The 21,309-nt window shown below is 70.9% G+C and carries 17 protein-coding genes and 3 pseudogenes; 10 read left to right on the top strand and 10 right to left on the bottom strand.

Translation table 11 applies throughout. The annotated features are described in order from the left end of the window. Positions 1-113: 113 nt before the first annotated feature. Positions 114-661, bottom strand: a pseudogene (locus ABZS71_RS33740) (MFS transporter); the annotation flags it as partial. 38 nt (positions 662-699) lie between these two features. Between ABZS71_RS33740 and ABZS71_RS33745 the strand changes: the two are divergent. After that, positions 700-896: pseudogene (locus ABZS71_RS33745) on the top strand (molybdopterin cofactor-binding domain-containing protein); the annotation flags it as partial. Then, positions 893-1,198: pseudogene (locus tag ABZS71_RS33750) on the top strand (GH25 family lysozyme); the annotation flags it as partial. The pseudogenes ABZS71_RS33745 and ABZS71_RS33750, both read left to right, overlap by 4 nt. A gap of 10 nt (positions 1,199-1,208) precedes the next feature. Here ABZS71_RS33750 and ABZS71_RS33755 read toward each other — a convergent pair. The 3 genes from ABZS71_RS33755 to ABZS71_RS33765 all read right to left on the bottom strand — a co-directional run bounded on the left by ABZS71_RS33755 (position 1,209) and on the right by ABZS71_RS33765 (position 5,646). Then, complete coding sequence (locus tag ABZS71_RS33755) at positions 1,209-1,832, bottom strand: extensin (RefSeq protein WP_356216248.1); 624 nt, start codon at positions 1,830-1,832, stop codon at positions 1,209-1,211. 182 nt (positions 1,833-2,014) lie between these two features. Continuing rightward, complete coding sequence (locus tag ABZS71_RS33760; protein WP_355844025.1) at positions 2,015-2,872, bottom strand: ABC transporter permease; 858 nt, start codon at positions 2,870-2,872, stop codon at positions 2,015-2,017. After that, positions 2,869-5,646 (bottom strand): alpha/beta fold hydrolase, encoded by a 2,778-nt coding sequence (locus ABZS71_RS33765; RefSeq protein ID WP_356216251.1) that lies wholly within the window; start codon positions 5,644-5,646, stop codon positions 2,869-2,871. The genes ABZS71_RS33760 and ABZS71_RS33765 overlap by 4 nt, the downstream gene beginning before the upstream one ends. A 173-nt stretch (positions 5,647-5,819) precedes the next feature. On the opposite strand from ABZS71_RS33765, the gene ABZS71_RS33770 reads away from it, so the two are divergent. Beyond that, entirely contained in the window at positions 5,820-7,088 is a 1,269-nt protein-coding gene (locus tag ABZS71_RS33770) for a VWA domain-containing protein (RefSeq protein ID WP_355844031.1), read from the top strand. Further along, the gene (locus ABZS71_RS33775) at positions 7,088-7,942 is read left to right on the top strand and encodes a hypothetical protein (RefSeq protein WP_355844034.1); all 855 of its coding nucleotides are present in this window, start codon (positions 7,088-7,090) and stop codon (positions 7,940-7,942) included. The genes ABZS71_RS33770 and ABZS71_RS33775 overlap by 1 nt, the downstream gene beginning before the upstream one ends. 234 nt (positions 7,943-8,176) lie before the next feature. Here the strand turns inward: ABZS71_RS33775 and ABZS71_RS33780 are convergent, their stop codons facing one another. After that, the gene (locus ABZS71_RS33780; RefSeq protein WP_356216259.1) at positions 8,177-8,734 is read right to left on the bottom strand and encodes a TerD family protein; all 558 of its coding nucleotides are present in this window, start codon (positions 8,732-8,734) and stop codon (positions 8,177-8,179) included. Between the two features lie 132 nt (positions 8,735-8,866). Between ABZS71_RS33780 and ABZS71_RS33785 the strand changes: the two genes are divergently transcribed. Next, complete coding sequence (locus ABZS71_RS33785; RefSeq protein WP_355844037.1) at positions 8,867-9,238, top strand: BlaI/MecI/CopY family transcriptional regulator; 372 nt, start codon at positions 8,867-8,869, stop codon at positions 9,236-9,238. An 86-nt stretch (positions 9,239-9,324) separates the two neighbouring features. Here ABZS71_RS33785 and ABZS71_RS33790 read toward each other — a convergent pair whose 3' ends face one another. Both ABZS71_RS33790 and ABZS71_RS33795 read right to left on the bottom strand, forming a co-directional pair. Next, on the bottom strand, positions 9,325-9,441 hold the full coding sequence (locus tag ABZS71_RS33790) for a DUF305 domain-containing protein (protein WP_356216253.1): 117 nt from the start codon (positions 9,439-9,441) through the stop codon (positions 9,325-9,327). A gap of 313 nt (positions 9,442-9,754) precedes the next feature. After that, positions 9,755-10,234, bottom strand: coding sequence for a general stress protein (locus ABZS71_RS33795; RefSeq protein WP_355844044.1), 480 nt, complete (start codon positions 10,232-10,234; stop codon positions 9,755-9,757). Positions 10,235-10,457: 223 nt separating this feature from the next. Here ABZS71_RS33795 and ABZS71_RS33800 point away from each other — a divergent pair, with 223 nt between their 5' ends. Continuing rightward, complete coding sequence (locus ABZS71_RS33800; RefSeq protein WP_355844047.1) at positions 10,458-13,436, top strand: SpoIIE family protein phosphatase; 2,979 nt, start codon at positions 10,458-10,460, stop codon at positions 13,434-13,436. A 692-nt stretch (positions 13,437-14,128) separates the two neighbouring features. Here ABZS71_RS33800 and ABZS71_RS33805 read toward each other — a convergent pair. Beyond that, positions 14,129-14,413, bottom strand: a complete 285-nt coding sequence (locus ABZS71_RS33805) for a hypothetical protein (RefSeq protein ID WP_355844050.1) — start codon at positions 14,411-14,413, stop codon at positions 14,129-14,131. A gap of 114 nt (positions 14,414-14,527) precedes the next feature. Between ABZS71_RS33805 and ABZS71_RS33810 the strand changes: the two genes are divergently transcribed. Further along, the gene (locus ABZS71_RS33810) at positions 14,528-14,896 is read left to right on the top strand and encodes an arsenate reductase family protein (protein ID WP_355844053.1); all 369 of its coding nucleotides are present in this window, start codon (positions 14,528-14,530) and stop codon (positions 14,894-14,896) included. A gap of 81 nt (positions 14,897-14,977) precedes the next feature. On the opposite strand, the gene ABZS71_RS33815 is transcribed toward ABZS71_RS33810, so the two are convergent. Further along, positions 14,978-16,609, bottom strand: coding sequence for an AMP-binding protein (locus ABZS71_RS33815; protein WP_355844055.1), 1,632 nt, complete (start codon positions 16,607-16,609; stop codon positions 14,978-14,980). Positions 16,610-16,931: 322 nt separating this feature from the next. Between ABZS71_RS33815 and ABZS71_RS33820 the strand changes: the two genes are divergently transcribed. Further along, the gene (locus tag ABZS71_RS33820; protein ID WP_356216256.1) at positions 16,932-17,471 is read left to right on the top strand and encodes a hypothetical protein; all 540 of its coding nucleotides are present in this window, start codon (positions 16,932-16,934) and stop codon (positions 17,469-17,471) included. Positions 17,472-17,533: 62 nt separating this feature from the next. On the opposite strand, the gene ABZS71_RS33825 is transcribed toward ABZS71_RS33820, so the two are convergent. Continuing rightward, entirely contained in the window at positions 17,534-18,925 is a 1,392-nt protein-coding gene (locus tag ABZS71_RS33825) for a M28 family peptidase (RefSeq protein WP_355844061.1), read from the bottom strand. Positions 18,926-19,267: 342 nt separating this feature from the next. On the opposite strand from ABZS71_RS33825, the gene ABZS71_RS33830 reads away from it, so the two are divergent. Together ABZS71_RS33830 and ABZS71_RS33835 are read left to right on the top strand one after the other, a co-directional pair. Beyond that, on the top strand, positions 19,268-19,825 hold the full coding sequence (locus ABZS71_RS33830) for a hypothetical protein (RefSeq protein ID WP_355844064.1): 558 nt from the start codon (positions 19,268-19,270) through the stop codon (positions 19,823-19,825). Between the two features lie 37 nt (positions 19,826-19,862). After that, positions 19,863-21,309: beta-ketoacyl synthase N-terminal-like domain-containing protein (locus tag ABZS71_RS33835; RefSeq protein ID WP_355844067.1), on the top strand; the 1,447-nt coding region annotated here is incomplete at its 3' end.

Below are 21,309 nucleotides of genomic sequence, written 5' to 3' on the forward strand. Positions count from 1 at the left end.
CGCCGTCAGCCCTGGATTCCTTCGCGTCGTCCGCGCCACAGCCCGTCAACCCGGCCAGGCCCAGCGCGCATACGGCCAGCACGGCGGCGGCCGGGTGCACGTCCGGTCTCGTGTCAGGGGGTGTAGCGCCGGAAGGCGGGCACCGCGGCGGCCGGGCCCAGCGTCGTCGCGGCGACCAGCAGCCCGCCCGCGGTGACCGCCGCACGGGGTCCGACCAGGGAGCCCGCCGTGCCGTGCAGCAGATCGGCGATGCGCGGACCGCCCGCCACCACGGTGAACACGCCCTGCATCCGGCCGCGCATGTCGTCGGTGGCCGCGGACTGGAGAATCGCGCCCCGGAACACCATGGAGACCATGTCGGCGACGCCCGCCAGGGCGGGGAACGCCGCCGCCCACCACAGGCTTGGACTCAGGCCGAATCCGGTGATGGCCACGCCCCAGGCCACCGCGGCGGCGATGACCATGAGGCCATGGCGCCGGGCGCGGGAGAAGGTCCCGGACAGCAGTCCGCCGGCCACCGCACCGAGCCGGACAGCAGTCCGCCGGCCACCGCACCGAGGGGGATCGCCGCGAACAGCAGCCCGAGCGCGAATCCCTCGCCCCAGGACGCGTAGGTGTGCGAGGCGAGCTGCGGGAAGAGTGCGCGCGGCATGCCGAAGACCTGCACTGCTGAGGGAGCTGGACACGTACGGCGGTGTCGTCCCGGACGGAGGTCTTGAGGTACGGGCCGACACCACCGACCGCCGGACGGATCTGTCGCGGCACACCTTCGGCGCGCAGTTCGCCCAGGTGCGGGTGGACGGCGACACGGGTGAGATCCGGGTGGACCGGATGCTGGGCGTGTTCGCGGCCGGACGGATCATCAATCCGCAACCGCACGCTCGCAGTTCCTGGGAAGACCAAGGCCCAGATGGTCAGCTGGATCAAGGACTTCGGCACGAGGGTCACGGCGCGCACCGGCCGTGAGCCGATGATCTACACGACCACCGGCTGGTGGACCTCGTGCACTGGCAACAGCGCCGCCTTCGCCTCGAAGAACCCGCTGTGGATGGCACGGTACGCCTCGACTCCCGGGGCACTTCCGGCGGGCTGGAAGAACCACACCCTCTGGCAGTACACCTCCACCGGGGCGGTGGTGAGAGACCACAACAGGTTCAATGGCTCCCTGAAGGGCCTCAAGGCCCTCGCCAGGGGGTGAGCGACGGCGCTCAGCCGCCCAGCGCCCCGCCGATCCCGCCGAGCACCCCGTCGACGGTGTCGCCGACACCGTTCACCACGCCGTTCACCAGCCCCGTGCCGTGCTTGCCACCGGTCTGCGGCGCCTGTGGCTGCTTGCTGGGCTGCTCCGCCGGGGTGGACGGGTCGCCGCTCGGGGCCTGGCTCGGCGAGGAGGGCTCCGAGGGGAGGACCTGATCGGACCGCTGCGCCGGTGCGGTGGGCGCCTGCGCCGGGGCGTCCTTCAGGGGCGTCGCGGCCGGGGTGTCGGTGTCCGGCTTGGCGTGCCGCCCGGAGCCACCGCCGCTGTCACTGCCGCCGCCACCCGCGCCCCGGGCGCTGTCGGTCCCGTCCGTGCCGTCCGTGACCAGCTTCGGCTTCGCGGATTCGGAGGGCGACACATGGGTCTGTGCGGGCTGGTCGTCGACGGTGGGCTCGATGTCCGGAACCTGCTCCTGCTGGGTGTTGACATCGGAGCGCGCCTGGACGGACTTGTCACCACCGGACGTCGAGTGGAGGCCGAAGGCTATGGTGCCCGCCACGCCGAGGGCGGCGGCCGCCTTGAGCGTCGTGGCACGTGCGTGCTGCGCCGGCGTCGGTCGGCTGTGTCGGCCCATCTCGCTGAACTCTCCCCGTCATGGCATGGCTGGTTGCGGTGGTGCACCAGTAAAGCCTGATCACGACAGCGAAGGGCGATCCGATGCACAGGTGTTACACAGTAAAGAACACGCCAGATGATAGCCACTGGTCCCCGGGGCCGGATAGCGCCCACCGGGGACCGGCTGTTGACGGCTCCGCGTCAGGACACCACATCCTTGCGGCCGAAGCCACGGAAGGCGAGCGCGAAGAGCACCACCGCGTAGGTGACGGAGACCGACATCCCCTTGAGCATTCCGCCCCACTCCAGGTGGGTCTGGAGTGCGTCCGCCCAGGCGAACTGCCAGTGTTCGGGCAGGAAGTCGCGCCAGGAGCCGAGCGCCGTGACGGCGTCCAGGACGTTGCCCACGATGGTCAGCCCGACCGCGCCGCCGACCGCCCCCAGAGGCGCGTCCGTGACAGTGGAGAGCCAGAACGCCAAGGCAGCGGTGACGAGTTGGGAGAGGAAGAGATACGTCACCACGAGGGCGAGCCGGACGAGCGCTTCCCCCGGGGCGAGCTCACCGCCCGTGGGGATCCGCAGCGGCCCCCATCCGTAGGCCACCGTGCCCACCCCGAGTGCGACGAGCGGCAGCAGCACCATCGCGGCCGCGCTGAATCCGAGCCCCACGGCCAGCTTGCTCACCAGCAGCCGGGCCCTGGGCACGGGCGCGGCCAGCAGATAGCGCAGCGAGGACCAGCCGGCCTCGGAGGCGACGGTGTCACCGCAGAACAGTGCCACGGGCACCACCAGAAGAAAGGCGGCCGAGACGAACAGCGCGGTCGCGGCCAAGTTGGCGCCGGAGGCGGTGGCCGTGGCCATCAGGGTGATCCGGTCGTTCCGCCCCTCGGGGGTGCCACCGATCGCGAACGCCGTGACGAGCACGAACGGCAGCGCGGCCAGCACCACCGCCATCACCAGGGTCCGGCGCCGGCGCAGCTGCCGTACGGCTTCGACCCGCAGCGGCAAGGTGTGGCGGGCCCGGTAGCCGGGCGCCGCCTCCGTCGTCAGGGAGCTCATGCGGATCCTCCTTCGATCAGCGTCAGGAACGCGTCCTCCAGGCGCCGGTTGGGCCCGAAGCTGGTCACCGGGATCTCCAGCCGCACCAGCTCGGCGAGCAGCCGCGCCGGGGCCGCCCCATCGAGGAGGACCAGCAGTCCGTCGTCGGTGCGGCGGGCGGACGCGATGCCGGGCAGCGCGTCCACCTTGTCGACGAGGGCGTCGCTCAGTTCCCCCTCGTGGCCCACCAGCACACTGCCGCCGGTGCCGGTGATCTCGCCGACCGGGCCCGCCTGGATCAGCCGACCGCGGCCCATGACGACCAGATGGGTACAGGACTGCTCGACCTCGGCGAGGAGATGGCTGGAGACGATCACCGTGCGGCCGGCGGCGGCGTACCGGATCATCACCTCGCGCATCTCGCGGATCTGCGGCGGGTCCAGCCCGTTGGTCGGTTCGTCGAGGATCAGCAGATCGGGCAGGCCCAGCATGGCCTGGGCGATGGCGAGCCGCTGCCGCATGCCTTGGGAGTACGTACGCACCGCACGCTCCAGCGCGCTGCCGAGGCCCGCGATCTCCAGCGCCTCCTCGATATGGGAGTCGGCGGCGGGGCGGCCAGTGGCCTGCCAGTACAGCTCGAGGTTGGCGCGGCCCGTCAGATGGGGCAGGAAGCCCGCCCCTTCGACGAAGGCGCCGACGCGGGAGAGCACGGGCGCGCCGGGCCTGATGGCCTGGCCGAAGACGCGGATCTCGCCCTCGTCGGGGGTGATCAGCCCCATCAGCATGCGCAAGGTGGTGGTCTTGCCCGCGCCGTTCGGCCCGAGCAGCCCGAGCACCTGCCCCTTCTCGACGCGGAAGGACAGCTCGCGTACGGCGTACCGGTCCGCGGACCTGGCGTAGCGCTTGCTGAGGCCCGTGATCTGGAGGGGGACGTCGGCCAGTTCGGGGTCGGGTGCGGGCGCGGCCGTACGCCGCCTGCCGGTCAGCAGCAGGGCGAGCGCCACCGCGGCGCCGGCGAGCGGCAGCCCCCAGACCCACCAGGGCAGCGGGGCGGGCTGGGTGTGCACACCGGGCGCGGTGGGCACCGTGAGGCCGTCGCCCGCGAGCCCGACGGTGTACGTGGCGGGCTGGGGCGGGGAGGCGTATCCGAGGTCGGTGGAGGAGAGCACCAGCCGCAGCCGGTGGCCCGCGATGATCTCGTGGTCGACGGCGGGCAGCCGGAGGGTGACGGTCTGGCCCTTTGTCGCACCGGTGACCCGGAGGGGCGTGACGAGCTGCGAGGGGAGCACCTGCTGTCCGTCCGGCCCGACGTCGTACACCTTGGCGAACAGGACGGCGTCGGGTGAATCCGCCGTCACCCGCACCCTCGCCTCGGGCGAACCGGTGATCCGCAGGGGCTTGGTGAGCGGCGCGGAGTCGAAGCGGGTGAACTGGCCGGGGATGTCGAGGGAGAAGCCGACACCGAACGAGGACGCCTGGGACAGCGCGGCCACGCCCGGCACCGTGGAGATGGCGGGCGGGCCCGCGCCGGGCGGGTTGGCGAACGACCGCTCGCGTCCCCGCAGCGCTACGGTCCGTGTCCCGTCGGCGAGCCCCGGATAGCGGTCGCTCGTGGCGCCGCGCAACTGGACGGCGCCGTTGGTGGTGTCGACGCCGCCGGTGCGGGTGATACGGAAGGCGGGTCCGGTGTCGGCGCCCTTGTCATCCTTGAGATAGCGGTCGAACCAGGCGCGGGTGCGCGCCTGGACGCGCGAGGTCTCCCGGTCGCCGCCGTCGTGTCCCCCGGCGGTCCAGTCGACGGCGACAGGTGCGCCATTGGCGTGGATCGCCTTCGCCATCGCGTCGGACTGGCCAAGGGGGAAGAGGGAGTCGGACTGGCCCTGGAGGATCAGCGTCGGAACCTTGATCCGGTCGGCGACAGCCGACGGGCTGCGGGCCTCCAGCAGCCGGCGGGCGGCGGCGTCCGGCTTTCCGGCGACCGCGACGCGCTCGTACATCGCGCACAGCTGCTTCTCGAAGCGCCCGCAACCCTGGCCACCCTGGGTGGCCTTGGGCTCGGCGGCTCCCGTGGACCCTTGGGCCGCCGGCGCCCCTCCGCCTTCCGGCGCGCCCTGACCGCCCTGGTCTCCCTGACCGCTCTGATCTCCCTGGGCTCCCTGGCCGCCCTGGGCCCCGGAGAGATCGGCCGATCCGGTGGTGAAGAAGAGTCCGGCCCAGAGCTTCTTGAAGACGCCGTTGGGGAAGAGCGCGTCGGCCAGGTTCCAGTAGGTGATCTCGGGCGCGATGGCGTCGACCCGCCGGTCGTACCCGGCGGCGAGCAGCGAGATGGCCCCGCCGTACGAGGCTCCGGCGACGCCCACCCGTGGATCGCCCCGCCCGTCGAGCCGTACCTCGGGCCGCTTCGCCAGCCAGTCGACCAGCCGCCGGACGTCGGCCACCTCATGGTCCGGGTCATTGAGCCCGATCCTGCCCGTGGATCTGCCGAAACCGCGCGCCGACCAGGTCAGCACGGCGTAGCCCTCGCGGGCCAGCTTCTCGGCCTGCGGGCGGACGTCGTCCTTGCTGCCCCCGAAGCCGTGGGCGAGCAGCACCGCCGGCCGGCGGCCAGGTCCCGCCGTGAAGTACGAGGTGTCGATGCGCGTCCCCGGCATGTCCAGCACGCGGTCCTCGCGATGGACGGCCGGACGGCCGTCGGCGGCCGCGACCGCCCAGGTGCCCGCGCCCGCGAGGACGGCTGTGGTGGCCACCGCGGCGAGCAGCCGCCGACCGCGCAACCGGGTTTTTCGGAGATCCATGTCTGAACCCTAGACAGGGGAGGCGAACGCCGGAGCCGACACCAGACGGATTCTCGTCCCCTCCCCAGGGAGTAGCCGGACACCCCTTGTACACCGGGCGCGGTACGGCCCGGCGGCGGTCATGGCCGCTCGGGCTTTTGGACGGGTCATATGATGCTTCATAAGATGTGGCGGTGATCATAAAGAAACGTCTGGCGACAGGCGCGTTCGGGCTGCTCGCGGCCCTCGCCTGCGGCCTGATACTCCCTCCCCCCGCCTCCGCCGACGAACCGGCGCACGAAGCCCCCAAGGTCGAGCTGGTGCTGGACGTCAGCGGCTCGATGCGGGCCCGTGACGTCGACGGCGACTCCCGGATGGCGGCCGCCAAGCAGGCGTTCAACGAGGTGCTGGACGCCACGCCCGACGAAGTACGGCTGGGCATCCGCACCCTCGGCGCCACCTACCCGGGCAAGGACCGGAAGGTCGGCTGCCGGGACAGCGAACAGCTCTATCCGGTGGGCCAGGTGGACCGCACCGAGGCCAAGGCGGCCGTCGCCACACTGCGCCCCACCGGCTGGACCCCGATCGGGCTCGCGCTGCGCGGGGCGTCCAAGGACCTCAAGGGGGGTGACGCGACCCGGCGGATCGTGCTGATCACGGACGGCGAGGACTCCTGCGGTCAGCCCGACCCGTGCGATGTGGCCCGTGAACTGGCCGCCGACGGAACCCATCTGGTCATCGACACGCTCGGGCTGACGCTGGACCGCAAGGTGCGCGAGCAGCTCAGCTGCATCGCCGAGGCCACCGGGGGCACCTACACGGCGATCCAGCACCGGGACCAGCTCTCGACCCGTATCAAGCAGCTGGTCCGGCGTTCCGCCGATACGCCCGTCCAGACGCCGAGCGCGGTGCGGGGCGCCGCACAGTGTGCCAAGGCCCCGTTCCTCGGTTCGGGCCTCTACAGCGACCGGGAGAGCTTCGGCGAGCACCGCTGGTACCGGATGCAGGTGGCGCCGGGTCAGGAGCTGCGGGCCTCGGCGAGCGTGGCCGCGGACCGCGCCGTCGACCCCGACTACGGCGTGCTGCTGCGGGCGGTGACACCGGGCGGCCGGGAGCTGGTGCGCGGCAGCGAGGCGGGCAGCGGCCGCACCGACGTCATCTCCAGCGGCCTGCGCTATCCGATGGCCGATGTGGACAACGACGAGGACAGGACGGGCCAGACCGTGTGTCTGGAGCTGAGCCAGTCGTTCTCCGCACCCGCTTCCGTCAAGCGCACTCCGGGCCTCCCCGTCGAGCTGGCCGTCGATGTGGTCGACAATGACGACCGGCCCGCTGATGTGGCCGCGTTCGGCCTGGGCCGCGGCTGGGTGCTGCTGGGCGTACTCGCCGCGGGCGGGCTGCTCGTGGGGTTGCTGTGGGGCTGGCTGGCCCGCTGGCGTGTCACCGTCTGGAGGACCAACTGATGCGATCCCTTCGTACGGTGGGCGCCGCGCTCACCCTGTGCGCCGCCGCCCTCTTCACCGCCGTCGCACCGGCGTCCGCGGACAGCCAGGACGGCCAGGGCGGCAAGGACGCGCCCACCGAGGCGGGGACGAACTTCCGTACCGCCACACAGATCGAGCAGGGGCAGAAGGCCACGGCGTCCGCATCCACGGGTGACTACCTGTACTGGATGTTCCCCGCGGCCGCCGGCCAGATCCCCAAGGTCGAGGCCACGCTCAAGCTGCCGGACAGCTCGGCCCGGCACGGCGGCGCCACCTGGCGGATCGACGTCTACGACGGGCTGCGCCGCCATCAGCCGTGCGCCTCGGGCACCCCGACGCGCAGGGCGGCCCAGCAGGACGAGTCCGTCAGCCTGAGCTGCACCGTGCGTCAGGTGCGGTCCTGGGCCGAGCGCTGGTCCGACGACCCGCTGGAAGGCGCGTATTACGTACGGCTGACCGTCGTCGACCTGCCCGCCCCGGACCTCGGCCTGCCGGTCGAGGCCGAGGTCACGGCATCCGCGCGGGACGCGGGCGGGGCGCACGCGGACGGCGGGGAGGTGACCCCGTTGAACCCTGTGCTGCGGGCCGGCATGCTCCCCGAGACGGACTCCGAGCCGCCGGACGATTCGGGGTCGGGGATCTCGGACGACAAGGGCGGTGAGGACACCTCGCACGCCGTCGCCGAGCCGGAGGACGGCTGGGGCTCCGGCTGGTGGTCGGACCGCTGGGTGTGGACCGTGGTCGGCGCGGCCCTGGCGGCGCTCGCGGGGGTGGGCGGCTACACCCTGGCCCGGGGGCCGCGCTCCCCGGGCCGCCCGCCGGCCGACGTCTGAGAACCCCGATCGAACCGGACGCGCCAACCGGAAACGCACCGCCCCTCCACCTCGGAGGGGCGGTGCGTGCGGGTGACGTGACGTCAGAATCGGACCCACGGGCGGCGGCGGGCCCGATGGCCGGAGCGGCACGCGCCCCGCACCGGGCCGCCCAGCGGCTGCGCGCCGAACCGGGTTACGAGGCACCGCTGTTCTGGGCGTCAATGATTCGTATCGGGCCTTGAGGCGACCCGCTCAGGAATAATTCTTGCCCATCAGCTGCGCAAAGGCTTCGGGCTCGGTGTCGAATCCACGAATAACGCTCTGAATTCCCCATTCCCCCGAGTCGTCCCGAGTGAATACCGCGACTGTGGCCGCGGTGGCTCCGGAGACACCGGTGAAGTCGCTCTCCATCAGCTCGGTGTATCCCTCGGTAATCCGGACATGGGTGTTCGCGACATCGCCAAACGTCTTCCGCCCGGCACCCTGCTGGATGGCTATGCCCACGACGACCCGCGAGTAATCGGCCGACAGCCGGTCGAGCTCCAGGGTCATGGACTCATCGGTGCCAAGGCCCTGACCGGTCCGGCTGTCCCTGTTGAGGGTGATGGTGCCGTCCGGCGAGCGCTTGTCGAAGTGCACAAGATACGCGGGCTCACCATACGGATCACCGGCGGGGTAGGTCGCCGCGACGATGTCGAGATCATTGGCCGACTCACCGGTGGGGCTGGGGTCCCACTTGAGCGCCACCTCAATTTTCCGAAGCCCCTTGTTGAGACCAGTCACCCGGACTTCCCCTCCTCGGAACCCTATCGATGCTGAATGCGTGCGCCGTCAATCGTATCGCGTAGAAGGCGAGTTGAGGATTTTCCGGAGGCGCTCGCAGCGGGTCGGCGGCGGGTCTCTACTATGGGCGTCCGTACTAACGGCGGAAGGAAGCGCTCCATGCGACGGTTGGGGGAGCTCGAGGCGGAGATCATGGACCGCCTCTGGGCTTGGCAGCGTCCCACGACGGTGCGGGAGATCGTGGACGACATCAATGAGCACCGACCGGTCGCCTATACCACGGTCATGACCGTGGCCACCATCCTCTACAACAAGGGCTGGCTGCTGCGCGCCAAGGAGGGCCGGGCCTGGCTGTACTCGCCGGTCCGCAGCCGTGAGGAGTACACCGCCGCCCTGATGGAGGACGCGCTCGGCACCACCGAGGACCGGCCCGCCGCCCTCGCTCACTTCGTCGACCAGATGGGCCCCGAAGAGGTCAGCGCCCTGCGCAGGGCGCTGCGCACCGCCGGGCGCCGGACCGACCCGGCATGACCGCCGGCACTGCCGCACCGCGGACGGTCCGACGCCGCCCCGGGCCTACGGAGAGCCGGAGGCCCGGGGCGGCGGGGTGACGCGGATCAGAGCCGGTCGAGGATCTTCCGCAACGTGGTCATCGCACCCTGGTGATGGCCGGTCATCATGCTCACGAACGCACGGTCAAAGGCGGCGCCCTTGGCGGCCTTGGGCTGCCGCATGTCCTTTTGGGACATCATTCCGCCCATTCCCCCATGTCTTCCATACCGCCCGAACCGTGGTCCATGCCGGGCATATCACCCGACGGCGCCGATGCGAATACAGGCTGAACCGCTCATGTGCGCTGGAACGACCGCAGAACAGACAACGCATGGCAGAACTGACAGGGCAGAGAGGTCAGGTTGGGCGAGGGAGGGGTAGGGAGGGTGCCTTCCCGCGGCGAGGACCGCCCCGGGCGGATCCAGGGACGCACCGCACTGAAGGGCCGGCGCCGTACGCACGCCGGACGACACCGCCCGCTCGGCTTCACCCCGGTCAGCCCTCCGGCCGGTCGAGCTTGGCCAGCATGTTCTTTGCCTCTTCCGCGACCTCGGCGTCCGCGACCACGTCGTAGCACGCGGCCACGATCTGGCTGCGCGAGGCGAAATCCCGCTGCCCCCCGGTCATGGCGTGCCCGACGAATCCGAAGATCGCACCGAAAACCGCGCCATAGACGATACCGCTCAGGAGCAGCACGATCACATGGTGGGGTCCCGGGGCGAACACGGACAGCAGCAGCCCGATCAGCAGGCCGAACCAGGCTCCCGTACCGGCCCCGGCGAGCGCCGCACGGCCCCGGGTGAGCCGGCCGAGCACCGTCTCGACCATCCGTAGGTCCGAGCCGATGATCGCCGTGCGTTCCACCGGGAATTTGTTGTCGGCCAGAAAGTCGACCGCACGCTGAGCGTCGGCATAGGTGGTGTACGAGCCGACGACCGGGCGGTCGACCGGCGCCGACGGCGGTTGCTGGGTCATCGCGGGCTCCCTCCGTCAAAGAGAGCGTGCGTCCGCTCGGCACGCCCCGCAACGGGAAGCGCTTGAACGCCGTACGACAGGCGGCCCGCTCGCCCCGTCGGGAGACCCGCCGAAGAGGTGACCACTCAGAGGTGAAATCCTTGAAAATTCGGACATATCCTTAAAGGGAGTGGGTGAGAAGGCGAGGAAGTTCGCCCAAACCCCGCGAAGCGCAGGTGATGGAATGCGTGTACATGATCGGCACCCAGGACCCGGAGAGGCCACGGCCGGTCAGCCGGAGGAGGCACGGCTTCGGCTGCTCGAAGCGGCCGGCGAGGGTCTGAGCGACGCCGAGCTGCTGCGGCTGGCGCTCGATCATCTGGTGACCGGGCTTGAGGGCCTCGGCGGCATGGCCCATCTGCGCAGGCCGGACGGGCTGGGGCTGCGCCTGGTGGCCACCAGCGGACTCACCGGACCGCTGGTCCGGGCCTGGCAGTCCATCGGCTGGGGTGAGCCCGTCGCCCCCATGAGCGCCTTCCAGGGCAGCGTCCCGGTCTGGGCCCCCGAGCCGGCCGGCAGCGGCGCTCTCGCCCGCGCCCTTTCCCCCGGCCTCTGTATGACGGCCGTCCCGGTGCCCACGGACGGCGGCCCGGCGATCGGCGTGCTGTCGGTGCTGACGCCCACGCCCCGTACGGGCGACGCGGCCCAGCGCGAGCTGGCGCGCACGGTCACGCGATGGGCCGCCGACCGGCTGCCCGAGGCGTGGGCGGCATCGGCCGGCACCGCAGGTGATCCCGCCCAGCCACCACCGGAAAGGCGACGGTCCGGTCCCACGCTGCGGCGGGCGCTGCGTGCGGCGCGGATCGGCGCCTGGGAGTGGGATCTGCGCACCGACAGCCTGATCTGCGACGATCAGGCCCAGTCGCTTCTGGGGTTCGCCCCCGGCACCTTCGACGGCCAGGTCACCACCTGGCTGGGCGCCATCCACCCCGAGGACCTCCCCTGGGTGCATGCCGTGTCCCGCCCGGAGGCGCTGCGCGACCGGGGCGTGTACAGCGTCGAGTACCGGGTGCGGCAGCCCGACGGGGCATACCGCTGGGTGCAGGCCCGGGGGACCGTGGTGTCCCATGAGGACGGGGTCCCGGCCCGCGTGGTCGGCACGGTGTGGGACACCACCGGGACCCGGCGCGCCCGGGACTCCCTCAGCCGCGCCCTGCAGTACCTCGGCGATGGATTCCTGGTGGTCGACGCGGAGGGGCGGATCACCTTCGCCAATGTCGAGGCCGAGCGCTTCCTCGGAGCCTCCGGGGAGGTGGTGGGCCAGGTGCTGTGGGAGCTGCCCAGGGCGCGGGCGATCGGGGTGGAGCGCCGCTTCCGGCGGGCCGCGTCCGCCAGGGCACCCATCGACTTCAACGCTCGCTGGCCGAGCAGCGACCGCTGGTACCACCTCCGGCTGGTCCCGGTGCCCGACGGGATGGCGATCCTGATCACCGATGTCACCGACCTCCGGGCCCTGGACACCGAGCGCTCCGCCGCCACGCACGCGGCCACCGAGCGGGCCACCCGGATCGCCGAGCTGACCAGCGCTCTGGCCGAGGCGCTGACCGTGCAGGACGTGGTGAAGGCGGTCGCCGACCGGGTGCTGCCGCCGTTCGGCGCCACCGGGCTGGTCTGCCAGCTGATCGACAACGAGCGGCTGCGGCTGGTGGGCGCGAGCGGATATTCGGAAGGATTCCTCACCTACCTCCAGAACATCCCCGTGCCGCGTTTCTCGCCCGTCGTGCAGGTGCTGGAATCCCGTATCCCGATCTTCATTTCCTCGCCCGAGGTCTACGCCGGGCGATTCCCGGAAGTGGTCGGCTACCTTCCGCTGAGCGGAAAGAAGGCGTGGGCGTTTCTTCCGCTGGTCGCCTCCGATAAGCCGGCCGGCTACTGCGTCGTCTCCTTCGACCGGCCGCGCCACTTCACCGAGGAGGAGCGCACCCTGCTCACCGCACTCAGCGGACTGGTCTCCCAGGCGCTGGAGCGGGCCCGGCTGTACGACGCCGAGCACACCCGCGCCCAGGAGCTCCAGCGCGGTCTGCTCCCTCGCACCCTGCCCGCACTGCCCGCCATCACCGCCGCCGCCCGCTATCTGCCCGCGGGCGAGGGGATGGAGGTCGGCGGCGACTGGTACGACCTGATTCCGCTGTCCGGGGAGCGAGTCGCCCTGGTGATCGGCGATGTGATGGGCCATGGGCTGTCCGAGGCCGCCACCATGGGGCGGCTGCGCACCGCCGTGCACACCCTCGCCGATCTGGAACTCCCGCCCGACGAGCTGCTCACCCATCTCAACGATCTGGTGGGCGCCCTCGGCGACGAGTTCTACGCCACCTGCCTCTACGCCATCTACGACCCGACCACCAGCGTCTGCGCCTTCGCCTGCGCCGGGCACCCCCCGCCCGCCATCATCCACCCCGACGGCACGGTCCACTCCCCCGGCTTCTCCCCCGACCCTCCGCTCGGCGCCGCGACCCCGCCGTTCGAGACCATCGAGGTCCAACTGCCCAAGGACAGCATTCTGGTGCTGTGCACGGACGGTCTGATCGAGTCCGCCACCCGCGACATCGACCGCGGCATGGCCTATCTCGCCCGGACCCTGACCAGCGCGCTCGCCACGACGCCGGGTCTGCTCGCCCGCCTCACCTCGGGCGACAGGGACGGACGCCCGGCGGACCGCAATGACGTCAAGGTCCTCGACGATCTCAACCAACTGTGTGACACCCTCGTCGCCGCGCTGCTGCCCGAGCAGTCCCGGACCCAGGACGACGCCGCGCTGCTGGTGGCCCGGACGCATTCGACGACCCCGGACAACATCGCCTCCTGGCCGCTTCCGGACGAGCCCATCGCCGCGGGCGAGGCCCGCCACCTGGTGCGCGACCAGCTCGGCGCCTGGCAGCTGGACGAGTTGGCCATGACGACCGAGCTCCTGGTCAGCGAGCTGGTCGGCAATGTGGTGCGGCACGCCAAGGGCCCGATCCAGCTGAGGCTGTTGCGCAGCCGCAGCCTGATCTGCGAGGTCTCGGACGGCAGTCCGACCACGCCCCGTATCCGCCGCGCCTCGGACACCGACGAGGGCGGGCGTGGGCTCCAGTTGGTCGCCGCGCTCTCCCACCGCTGGGGCACCCGCTTCACCCCGACGGGCAAGTGCATCTGGGCGGAGCAGCCGCTGCCCACGCGCTGAGGGCAGGGCCCTCCCCCTCGGCGCAGATAGATTGCCCCCCCTGTTCTGATCGCGATGTTCGGGTGGTACGTCGGCCTGCTGACCACACCCGAGCGGGTCGAGGACATCACCGGGGCGCAGGTGCGGCTGCTGGGGATCGGGACGACCATCGGGATCGCGCCGCAGGCGCTCGCCCTCGTCCCGTCTGTCCGCGCCGCGGGCTTCCGCTTCCGGCTGCGCCTCGACCGGCGGGGCACGGGGCTGCGCAAGAGCCTCGGCGCGGCCCGGTGGACCCTCGCCCTGGCCACCGCCTGCCATCTGCTGCTGCCGGCCCGCTGGACGGTCACCGGTATGGCCGCCGCGTACACCCTCTCGTACGGCATCAGGCTGCTCATCACCGCCTTCCTGCTGCGGCGCCGGCTGGAGGGGCGAGCTGGACGGCAAGCGGCTGTGTCGTACGTACGGCAAGCTCGTCGTATCCGCCGTGGCGGCCGCGGCGCTCGGCTGGGTCGTGGGCCGCTCCTGCTCCGGCGCTGTGGCCTCGTCGGCATGGGCACCGGAGCTGGGCCTGGCCGGAGGGTGCGTCACCATGGCGCTTCTCTTCGTCGTCCTGGCCCGTGTGCTGCGGGTGGGCGAGCCTGCGGAGCCTGCCGGGTCTGGGCTGACGTGGGCTCCCGCCGCGCCCTCGGGTGGCGCGGCGGGAGCCGTGGCGGTCAGCGCTTGTCGTCGCGGATGAGGGAGCGCACCATCCGGCAGGTGGTGTCGGAGGGCGGATGCACTCCGATCCGGGCCGCGGTGGTGCGTATCCTGCGGTTGGGCGCCTGCTCGGGGCGGTACACCCCGGAGTTGAGCAGGGCGATGGCCAGGCGCATGGCCTTCAGCCGACGGCTGTGGGACTCGTACCACTCACGCGGGCGCCCGGCGGGCATCCGCTTCTTCGGCAGGGTCGGAAAGCTCGGCAGGTCCGGAAGAGGGGTTACGGCAGCGGCCATCGGCATCCTCCTGAGACGGTCGGGAACCTTCCCTTCAACTGCCTCTATTCTACGGCCGACCACTGACAAAGCCCCCTGGTCAGCACCAGTCCGAGCCGGTCTCGCGGTACGGTGTGGGGCATGGAGATCTGGATCAATCCGGCGTGTTCGAAGTGCCGTAGCGCGCTCGGTCTGCTCGACGCGGAAGGTGCCGGCTACACCGTCCGCCGCTATCTGGAGGACGTGCCGAGCCAGGACGAGATCCGCACCGTGCTCGACCGGCTCGGGCTCGAGCCGTGGGACATCACCCGAACCCAGGAGACGGTCGCCAAGGAGCTCGGGCTGAAGGACTGGCCACGCGAGGAGAGCGCCCGGGACCGCTGGATCGCGGCGCTCGCGGAGCACCCCAAGCTGATCCAGCGGCCCATCATCACGGCGGACGACGGCTCGGCGGTGGTGGGGCGTACGGAGGAGGCGGTAAGGGAGGCGCTGTCCCGCTCCAAGGGCTGACCGCACAAGCGCCCTGGCCCCGGGTGCGGCACGGGAACCAGGGCGCGGTGGTCCGGGCGGTGGTCCCGCCACGGAAGGGCCTCAGCGGCGCCGCGGAGAGGCGCGCTGCGGACGCAGCAGGAAGCGCTGTGTCTTGCCGCTGGACGTCTTCGGCAGCTCGGGCACGAAGTGGATGCTCCGCGGATACGCGTGCCGGGCGAACCGCTCCCTGACCAGCTGCCGCAGCTCGGCGGCGAGCGCGTCGCCCGCCTCCGTCCCGGGGCGCAGCACGACGAACGCCTCCACGACCTCGCCGTACTCCTCGTGCGGTACGCCGACGGCGGCCGCCTCCGCCACCGCTTCATGCTCCATCAGCACGCTCTCCACCTCGACCGGACCGATGCGGTAGCCCGCCATCAGGATGACGTCGTCGTCGCGTCCGGAGAAGAACAGATCGCCCTCCTCGTCCCGCGCCGCGGTGTCACCGGTGTAGAACCAGCGCCCATCGGGGCTGAACTTCTCGGCGGTCCGCTCCGGCGCGTCGCGGTAGCCCTTGAACCACATCAGCGGGCTGGCGGCGATGTCCACCACGACACGGCCGGGGACATCCGTGGCGGCCAGGGCGGAGTTGGTGTCCTCGCGCAGGATCCTCACCTCCCAGCCGGGCAGCGGACGGCCCATGGAGCCGGGCTTGATGTCACCGCGCAGGGCCGGGTGCCAGGCGTGGGCGATCGCCATGCCCAGCTCGGTCGAGCCGTAGTGGTCGCGCACGGGCACGCCGAGCGCCTTCCGCGCCCAGTCGACGACGTCCGCGGGCAGCGGTTCACCGGCGGCGGAGCAGCAGCGCAGCCGCAGATCGCCGGGGACGGGGACCTCGGCGCCGCGCAGCTTCCGGTAGACGGTGGGCCCGGCGGTGAAGTTGGTGACGCCGTAGCGGGACAGCAGATCCCAGGTGGACTCGGCGGAGAACAGGCCGCTCCGGAGCAGGCTGCGCCGCCCGAGGGCGAGGGGCCCGATGATGGCGTAGTACAGACCGTAGGCCCATCCGGGGTCGGCGGCGTTCCAGAACACATCGGTGGGCTGGTGGTCCAGCCCGAACTCCTGGTACATGGCGAAGCCCGCCACCGCCCGCAGCGGAATCGGGACGGCCTTCGGGGTGCCCGCCGTGCCAGAGGTGAACAGCTCCACGATGATCGCGTCACCGCCGACGGCCACGGGCTCGGGCAGCGGGGCGTGCCCCTCCATCTCGGAGAAAGCCAGGTCGGACCCGGTGGCCTGGCCGGTCGTGACGATCTGCCAGGGCCGCTCGTCGGTGAAGCCGGTCTCCGGGTTCAGTTTCGGGCGCTGGTCGGCGTCCGTGATCACTACCTTGGTGCCGTTGCCGGTGGTCCGCAGCGCGATGGCCGGGGGTGCGAACGCGGTGAACAGCGGTACCTGTACGGCCCCGAGCCGCCAGATCGCGAGGGTCGCGACCAGCAGCTCGGCGGACTTGCCCATCAAGGTGGCGACGCGGTCGCCGACACCGACTCCCAAGGCGGCCAGGGCGCCGGCCATCCGCGACGAGCGGTCGCGCAGCTCGCCGAACGTCATGTCATGGCCGGTCATATCCCTGTCCACCAACGTGAACGCAACGGCGTCGGCCGGATGCCGGTCGCACAGCAGGTACGCGGTGCTCGCCGCAGGCTCACCGAAGGTCTTGAGCAGGTCAGCAATGCGCTGTTCCGGGCTGGTCAAGAGGGCTCCTAGTGCTGGTATCCACGAGTCGCGCCAGACGGGATTCCGGGTATGCCGACCCCGGATGTGCCGAGCCGAAGTCCCAGGCCGGCGGCAGCCTTTCCGTTGGCCTGTACACGCTATCGCGCTTTCTGATCAGCTCGGCAGCCGAGAGCTCCGCACCGCGCGGGCAACTTGGCCCTCATGTGTGTCTTTCGATGGACCGAGCCTCGTTCTCCGGCACCACCGTACGCCGGACGCCGCCACCACCCGGCGCACGGTCTGATCCATGTGCTGGGCTATCAGAACACCCCGCTGAACCTCGCCGAACGGCCCCAACGCCATGTTGCTGCATCCGCCCGCCCTGCCCATGACCCGCGAGAACTTCCTCTCGGCGGGGCGCGGCGACGACATCCTGAAGCGGATGGTGGACGCGGTACGCCCCGTACCGGTGGCCGCGGACGACGGGCCCGTGTGCATGAGTTGTAAGCCCCGCCCCACGGTCGAGGTGTTCGACCATGACATCTACACCGTGCTGCTCGCCGCCGACGCCACACTGATCCCGTCGGCGCTGACGCGGGTCCCGCCGCGGAAGCGGCCCCGGCTCGATATGCGGCTGCTGGAGTTCTACGCGGACCGGTATCCGTGCCACACCATCGCGGTGTGCTGCTTCGACAACGCCGACGCGCGGTGCGCCAAGCCGCTGCTGATGTGGTACGAGCCCCTCGAACCCGATCGGTTGACCGTTCCCGCGCTGGACTGCCACACCGGTGGGCCGCCCGACCCGGATGCCGACGTGCCCGTGGACCACTGGGTGCTGTTCGGCACCGACGAGGCTCCCGACGGCTGGGGCGAGCCCGTCGACTACCTTCCTTCTCGTTGATGGGTCGGCCGATAAAGGACACCTGACGGCCCGCCGCGTATGGCGGGCCGTCAGCGGAACGACTACCCCTCGGCCTTGTTCTCCAACGGCACCCGGAGGGTGTCCGGCGCGCAGCCGGCCGTCCCGGCGATGATCCGTGCCGCCCCCCTAGTGAGCGGCACCAGGCTCTGCTGGTCGACCTTGTCGGGCGTGTCCCGTGGATCGAAGATGTACATGGGCGTGGTGATCAACTGCACCAGGGGCACACCCGTGTAGTAGAAGTAGGCGCCGTCGGTCGCCGGGTTCGGCGCGAAGGCGGTGGGCGACAGGATCCAGGACCGCCGCAGATCCTCCGCGGCGATCGACTCGGCCACCAGCCGCTCCAGCGCGGGCGCGCGGGTGGTGAACCACCAGCGCACCTCGGGGTCGTCGGTGGGCACCACCTCGCCATCGACCACGACGGCCTGGCGCGCGGCGTGTTCCAGATGCATTTCGAGGACGACCTGAGGAAACAGCTCCGGATGCGCCGCGATGAAGGCCTGCGTGCCCGCTGCCCCCGCCATATGGCCGGAGGTCAGCACGAACAGCATGTTGTGCGGGCGCAGCTCGCGGGGCACCGAGGCCCAGAACATGGCTTGCGCCAGCACCAGCGCGACCCCGGACGCGTCCTCCACCGCCGAGGCCCACGGTCCGTCATGGTGCGAACCGATGATCACCCAGTGGTCGGAGGCGCCGGGCAGGGTGCCCACGACATTGTGGGTGGTCTCCTCGGTGATGGTGGCATCGGAGATGATCCGCCCCTCGCACTGGCCTGATGCCATCAGCTCACGGACCCGCTGTCCGTCCTTGCCGCTCAGCCAGATACCGGGAATCGACCGCAACTCGGCGTCATAGGGCCAGTAGAAGTCGCTGGTCTCCCAGGGCAATCCGGTGAGCAGCCCGACATAGGCGGTGGCGCCGTCCTTGATGGCGATATCGAAGTCCAGCACATGCGGAAGGTCGAACGGAACGGTCTGGACGAGCTCGGGGAATACCCCTTCGGGGTCATACGAGTCGGTGGCCCGCGCCTGCACCTCGGTCTGCGGCAGCTGGGTGAAGCCGATCTCCTGGACGGCGATGCCGCCCCGCACCTCCCCGTCCTCCATCCGCACCAGGCGCCCCTCGGTCCCCTCGGTGGGGGTGGTGTACGGCAGCGCGAGCCCCTCAAAGCGGATGACGTCGTCGGGCCGGCCGACGGGCCAGATCTCGAATGCGGCGGACCCCGGCCGCCAGACCGGCGTGTCCAACGGCTCCAGTCGGACATCCTCGAGCCCCGCCTCCCGGAACTGGTCCGCGGCCCACTCCTCGGTCCAGCTGTCGGCGGGATAACCCGCCCTGCGAATCCCCTGGCTGACGATCAGTTCGATCCAGGCCATCATCTCCTTCGAGGTGGGTGCCCGGTCGATGTACTTTTCAAGCGCCGGCCAGCCGCTCATCGCCATCCTCCTTCATCCCAACGTCCGGTTCATGGTCGGCTACGGGACTAAAGCTGGGCTAAGGCGATACCACTGTCCCTATTTCACCGCGGCCCCTGGATGGCACTCGCCCAGACGCAGGGGGCGCGGAGGCCAAGCGGGGCGTTAGCGCACCTTTAGGAGCGGCACAAATGATGGTCGCCGTATCCGCGCCAGTGGTTTGTCCGGCGGCGCAGCCGCAGGTCAGCACCCGATTACCGGTGGGAGGTCCATGTGCGTACCGAGAACCCCGAGGGACAGGAACGGCATCACCCGGCCCGGAGGACGAGGTGGGGCCGGCGGGTCCCGGCCGGTGTCGTCGGCGTGGCCACCGTGGGCCTGGTCACGCTCGCCGTGTCCCCGGTGAATGCGGAGCCCGACACCAGAACCAAGCCGCCACGCACCACGAACCCGCTGCCCTCGCCGCCTCAGATGCGCGGCCTCGACTTCCTGCTCGGCTCTTACGCGTGCGACTACACACCCCCGCCGGGCGGAAAGCCGGCGGTGCTGCACCTGACGACGAGACGAGCCATGGGCGGGCATTACTTCTACACCGACGCGACCCTTGAGCCCGGAAATGTCGTCGGCCGGTCGTCCTTCGGATGGAATCCCGTCGACGGGACCTTCATCAACCAGTACCACGACAACTGGGGATCGTCCGGAAACTACACATCAACCGGCTGGAAGGACGGGCACCTGACTTTCAAGGGTCCCCTTATCCAAGTGATCACTCCCCATGCCACGGGAAAGTCGCCGGGCGTCAAGCTGGATCTCGTGGACGATTACCAGCTGCTCGGTCCAGGACATTTCAAGGACACCACGAGCTTCACCTTCCCCGATGGAAGCACCTTGCGGGGAAGTTACGACTGCCGCCGTCAATAGCGTTCCGGACGATCGTGGAAGTGGGGGTGCGCCGACCATGGCGGCGAGCAATGAAGAGAAGCTTCTCGACTATCTGAAGCGTGTGACGGCGGATCTGCGTCAGACACAGCGCCGTCTCAAGGATGTCGAGTCGGCCGGGCATGAACCGGTGGCGATTGTGGGGATGGCCTGCCGATTCCCCGGGAGCGTGCGGTCCCCCGAGGACCTGTGGGAACTGGTCGCCGCGGAGCGGGACGCCATCACGGAATTGCCGACCGACCGCGATTGGGACCTGGACCGTCTCTTCCACCCCGACCCCGAACACCCGGGCACCAGCTACGCGCGCGAGGGCGGTTTCCTCGACGACCCCGCGGGGTTCGACGCGGCGTTCTTCGGCATCAGCCCCCGCGAGGCCCTGGGAATGGCGCCGCAGCAACGGCTGGCACTGGAGGCGTCCTGGGAGGCCATCGAGCACGCCGGTATCGATCCGGGGTCCCTGCGTGGCAGCCTCACCGGCACCTTCATCGGCTGCGACCACCTCGACTACTGCTCCGACGCGTCACAGGTGCCCGAGGGCTCGGCCGGCTACTTCACCATCGGCAACTCCGCCAGCGTGGTGTCCGGCCGGGTGGCGTACGCCCTGGGCCTGGAGGGAGCAGCGGTGACGGTGGACACCGCGTGCTCCTCGTCCCTGGTCGCCATGCATCTCGCCTGCCAGGCGATCCGGCAGGGCGAATGCGATCTGGCCCTGGCCGGTGGCGTCGCCGTGATGTCGTCCACGGCGCCGTTCATCGGCTTCAGTGAGCTGCGCGGACTCGCCCCGGACGGCAGGTCCAAGGCGTTCTCGGCGAACAGCGACGGCATGACCCTGTCCGAGGGCGTCGGTGTTCTGCTGCTGGAGCGGCTGTCCGACGCACGGCGCAGGGGCCACCGGGTGATGGCGGTGATCCGGGGCACGGCGGTCAACCAGGACGGCGCCAGCAACGGGCTGACAGCGCCGAACGGGCCGTCGCAGCAGCGGGTGATCCGGCAGGCGCTCGCCAACGCCCGGCTGTCACCGGCCGATGTGGACGCGGTCGAGGCGCACGGCACCGGCACCACGCTCGGCGACCCCATCGAGGCCCAGGCGCTGCTGGCCACGTACGGGCAGGAGCGGCCGGACGGTCGGTTCCTGTTGCTGGGATCCATCAAGTCGAACATCGGCCACGCACAGATGGCCGCCGGCGCGGCCGGCGTCATCAAGATGGTGATGGCGATGCGGCATGGTCTGCTGCCCGCTTCGCTGCACATCGACGAGCCGACGCCGCATGTGGACTGGAGCGCGGGTGAGGTACGGCTGCTGACCGAGGCGGTCGCGTGGCCGAGCGGTGAGCGTCCGCGCCGGGCGGGTGTTTCGTCCTTCGGTATCTCCGGCACCAACGCCCATGTGATCGTGGAGCAGGCTCCGGAGGCCACCGAACCGACCGGCCCGGTCGCGGCGGATCCGGTGGACGGGCCGGTGCCGT

This window comes from Streptomyces sp. NPDC005393 (assembly GCF_040606675.1).
In the GTDB taxonomy this organism is placed as follows: Bacteria; Actinomycetota; Actinomycetes; order Streptomycetales; family Streptomycetaceae; genus Streptomyces.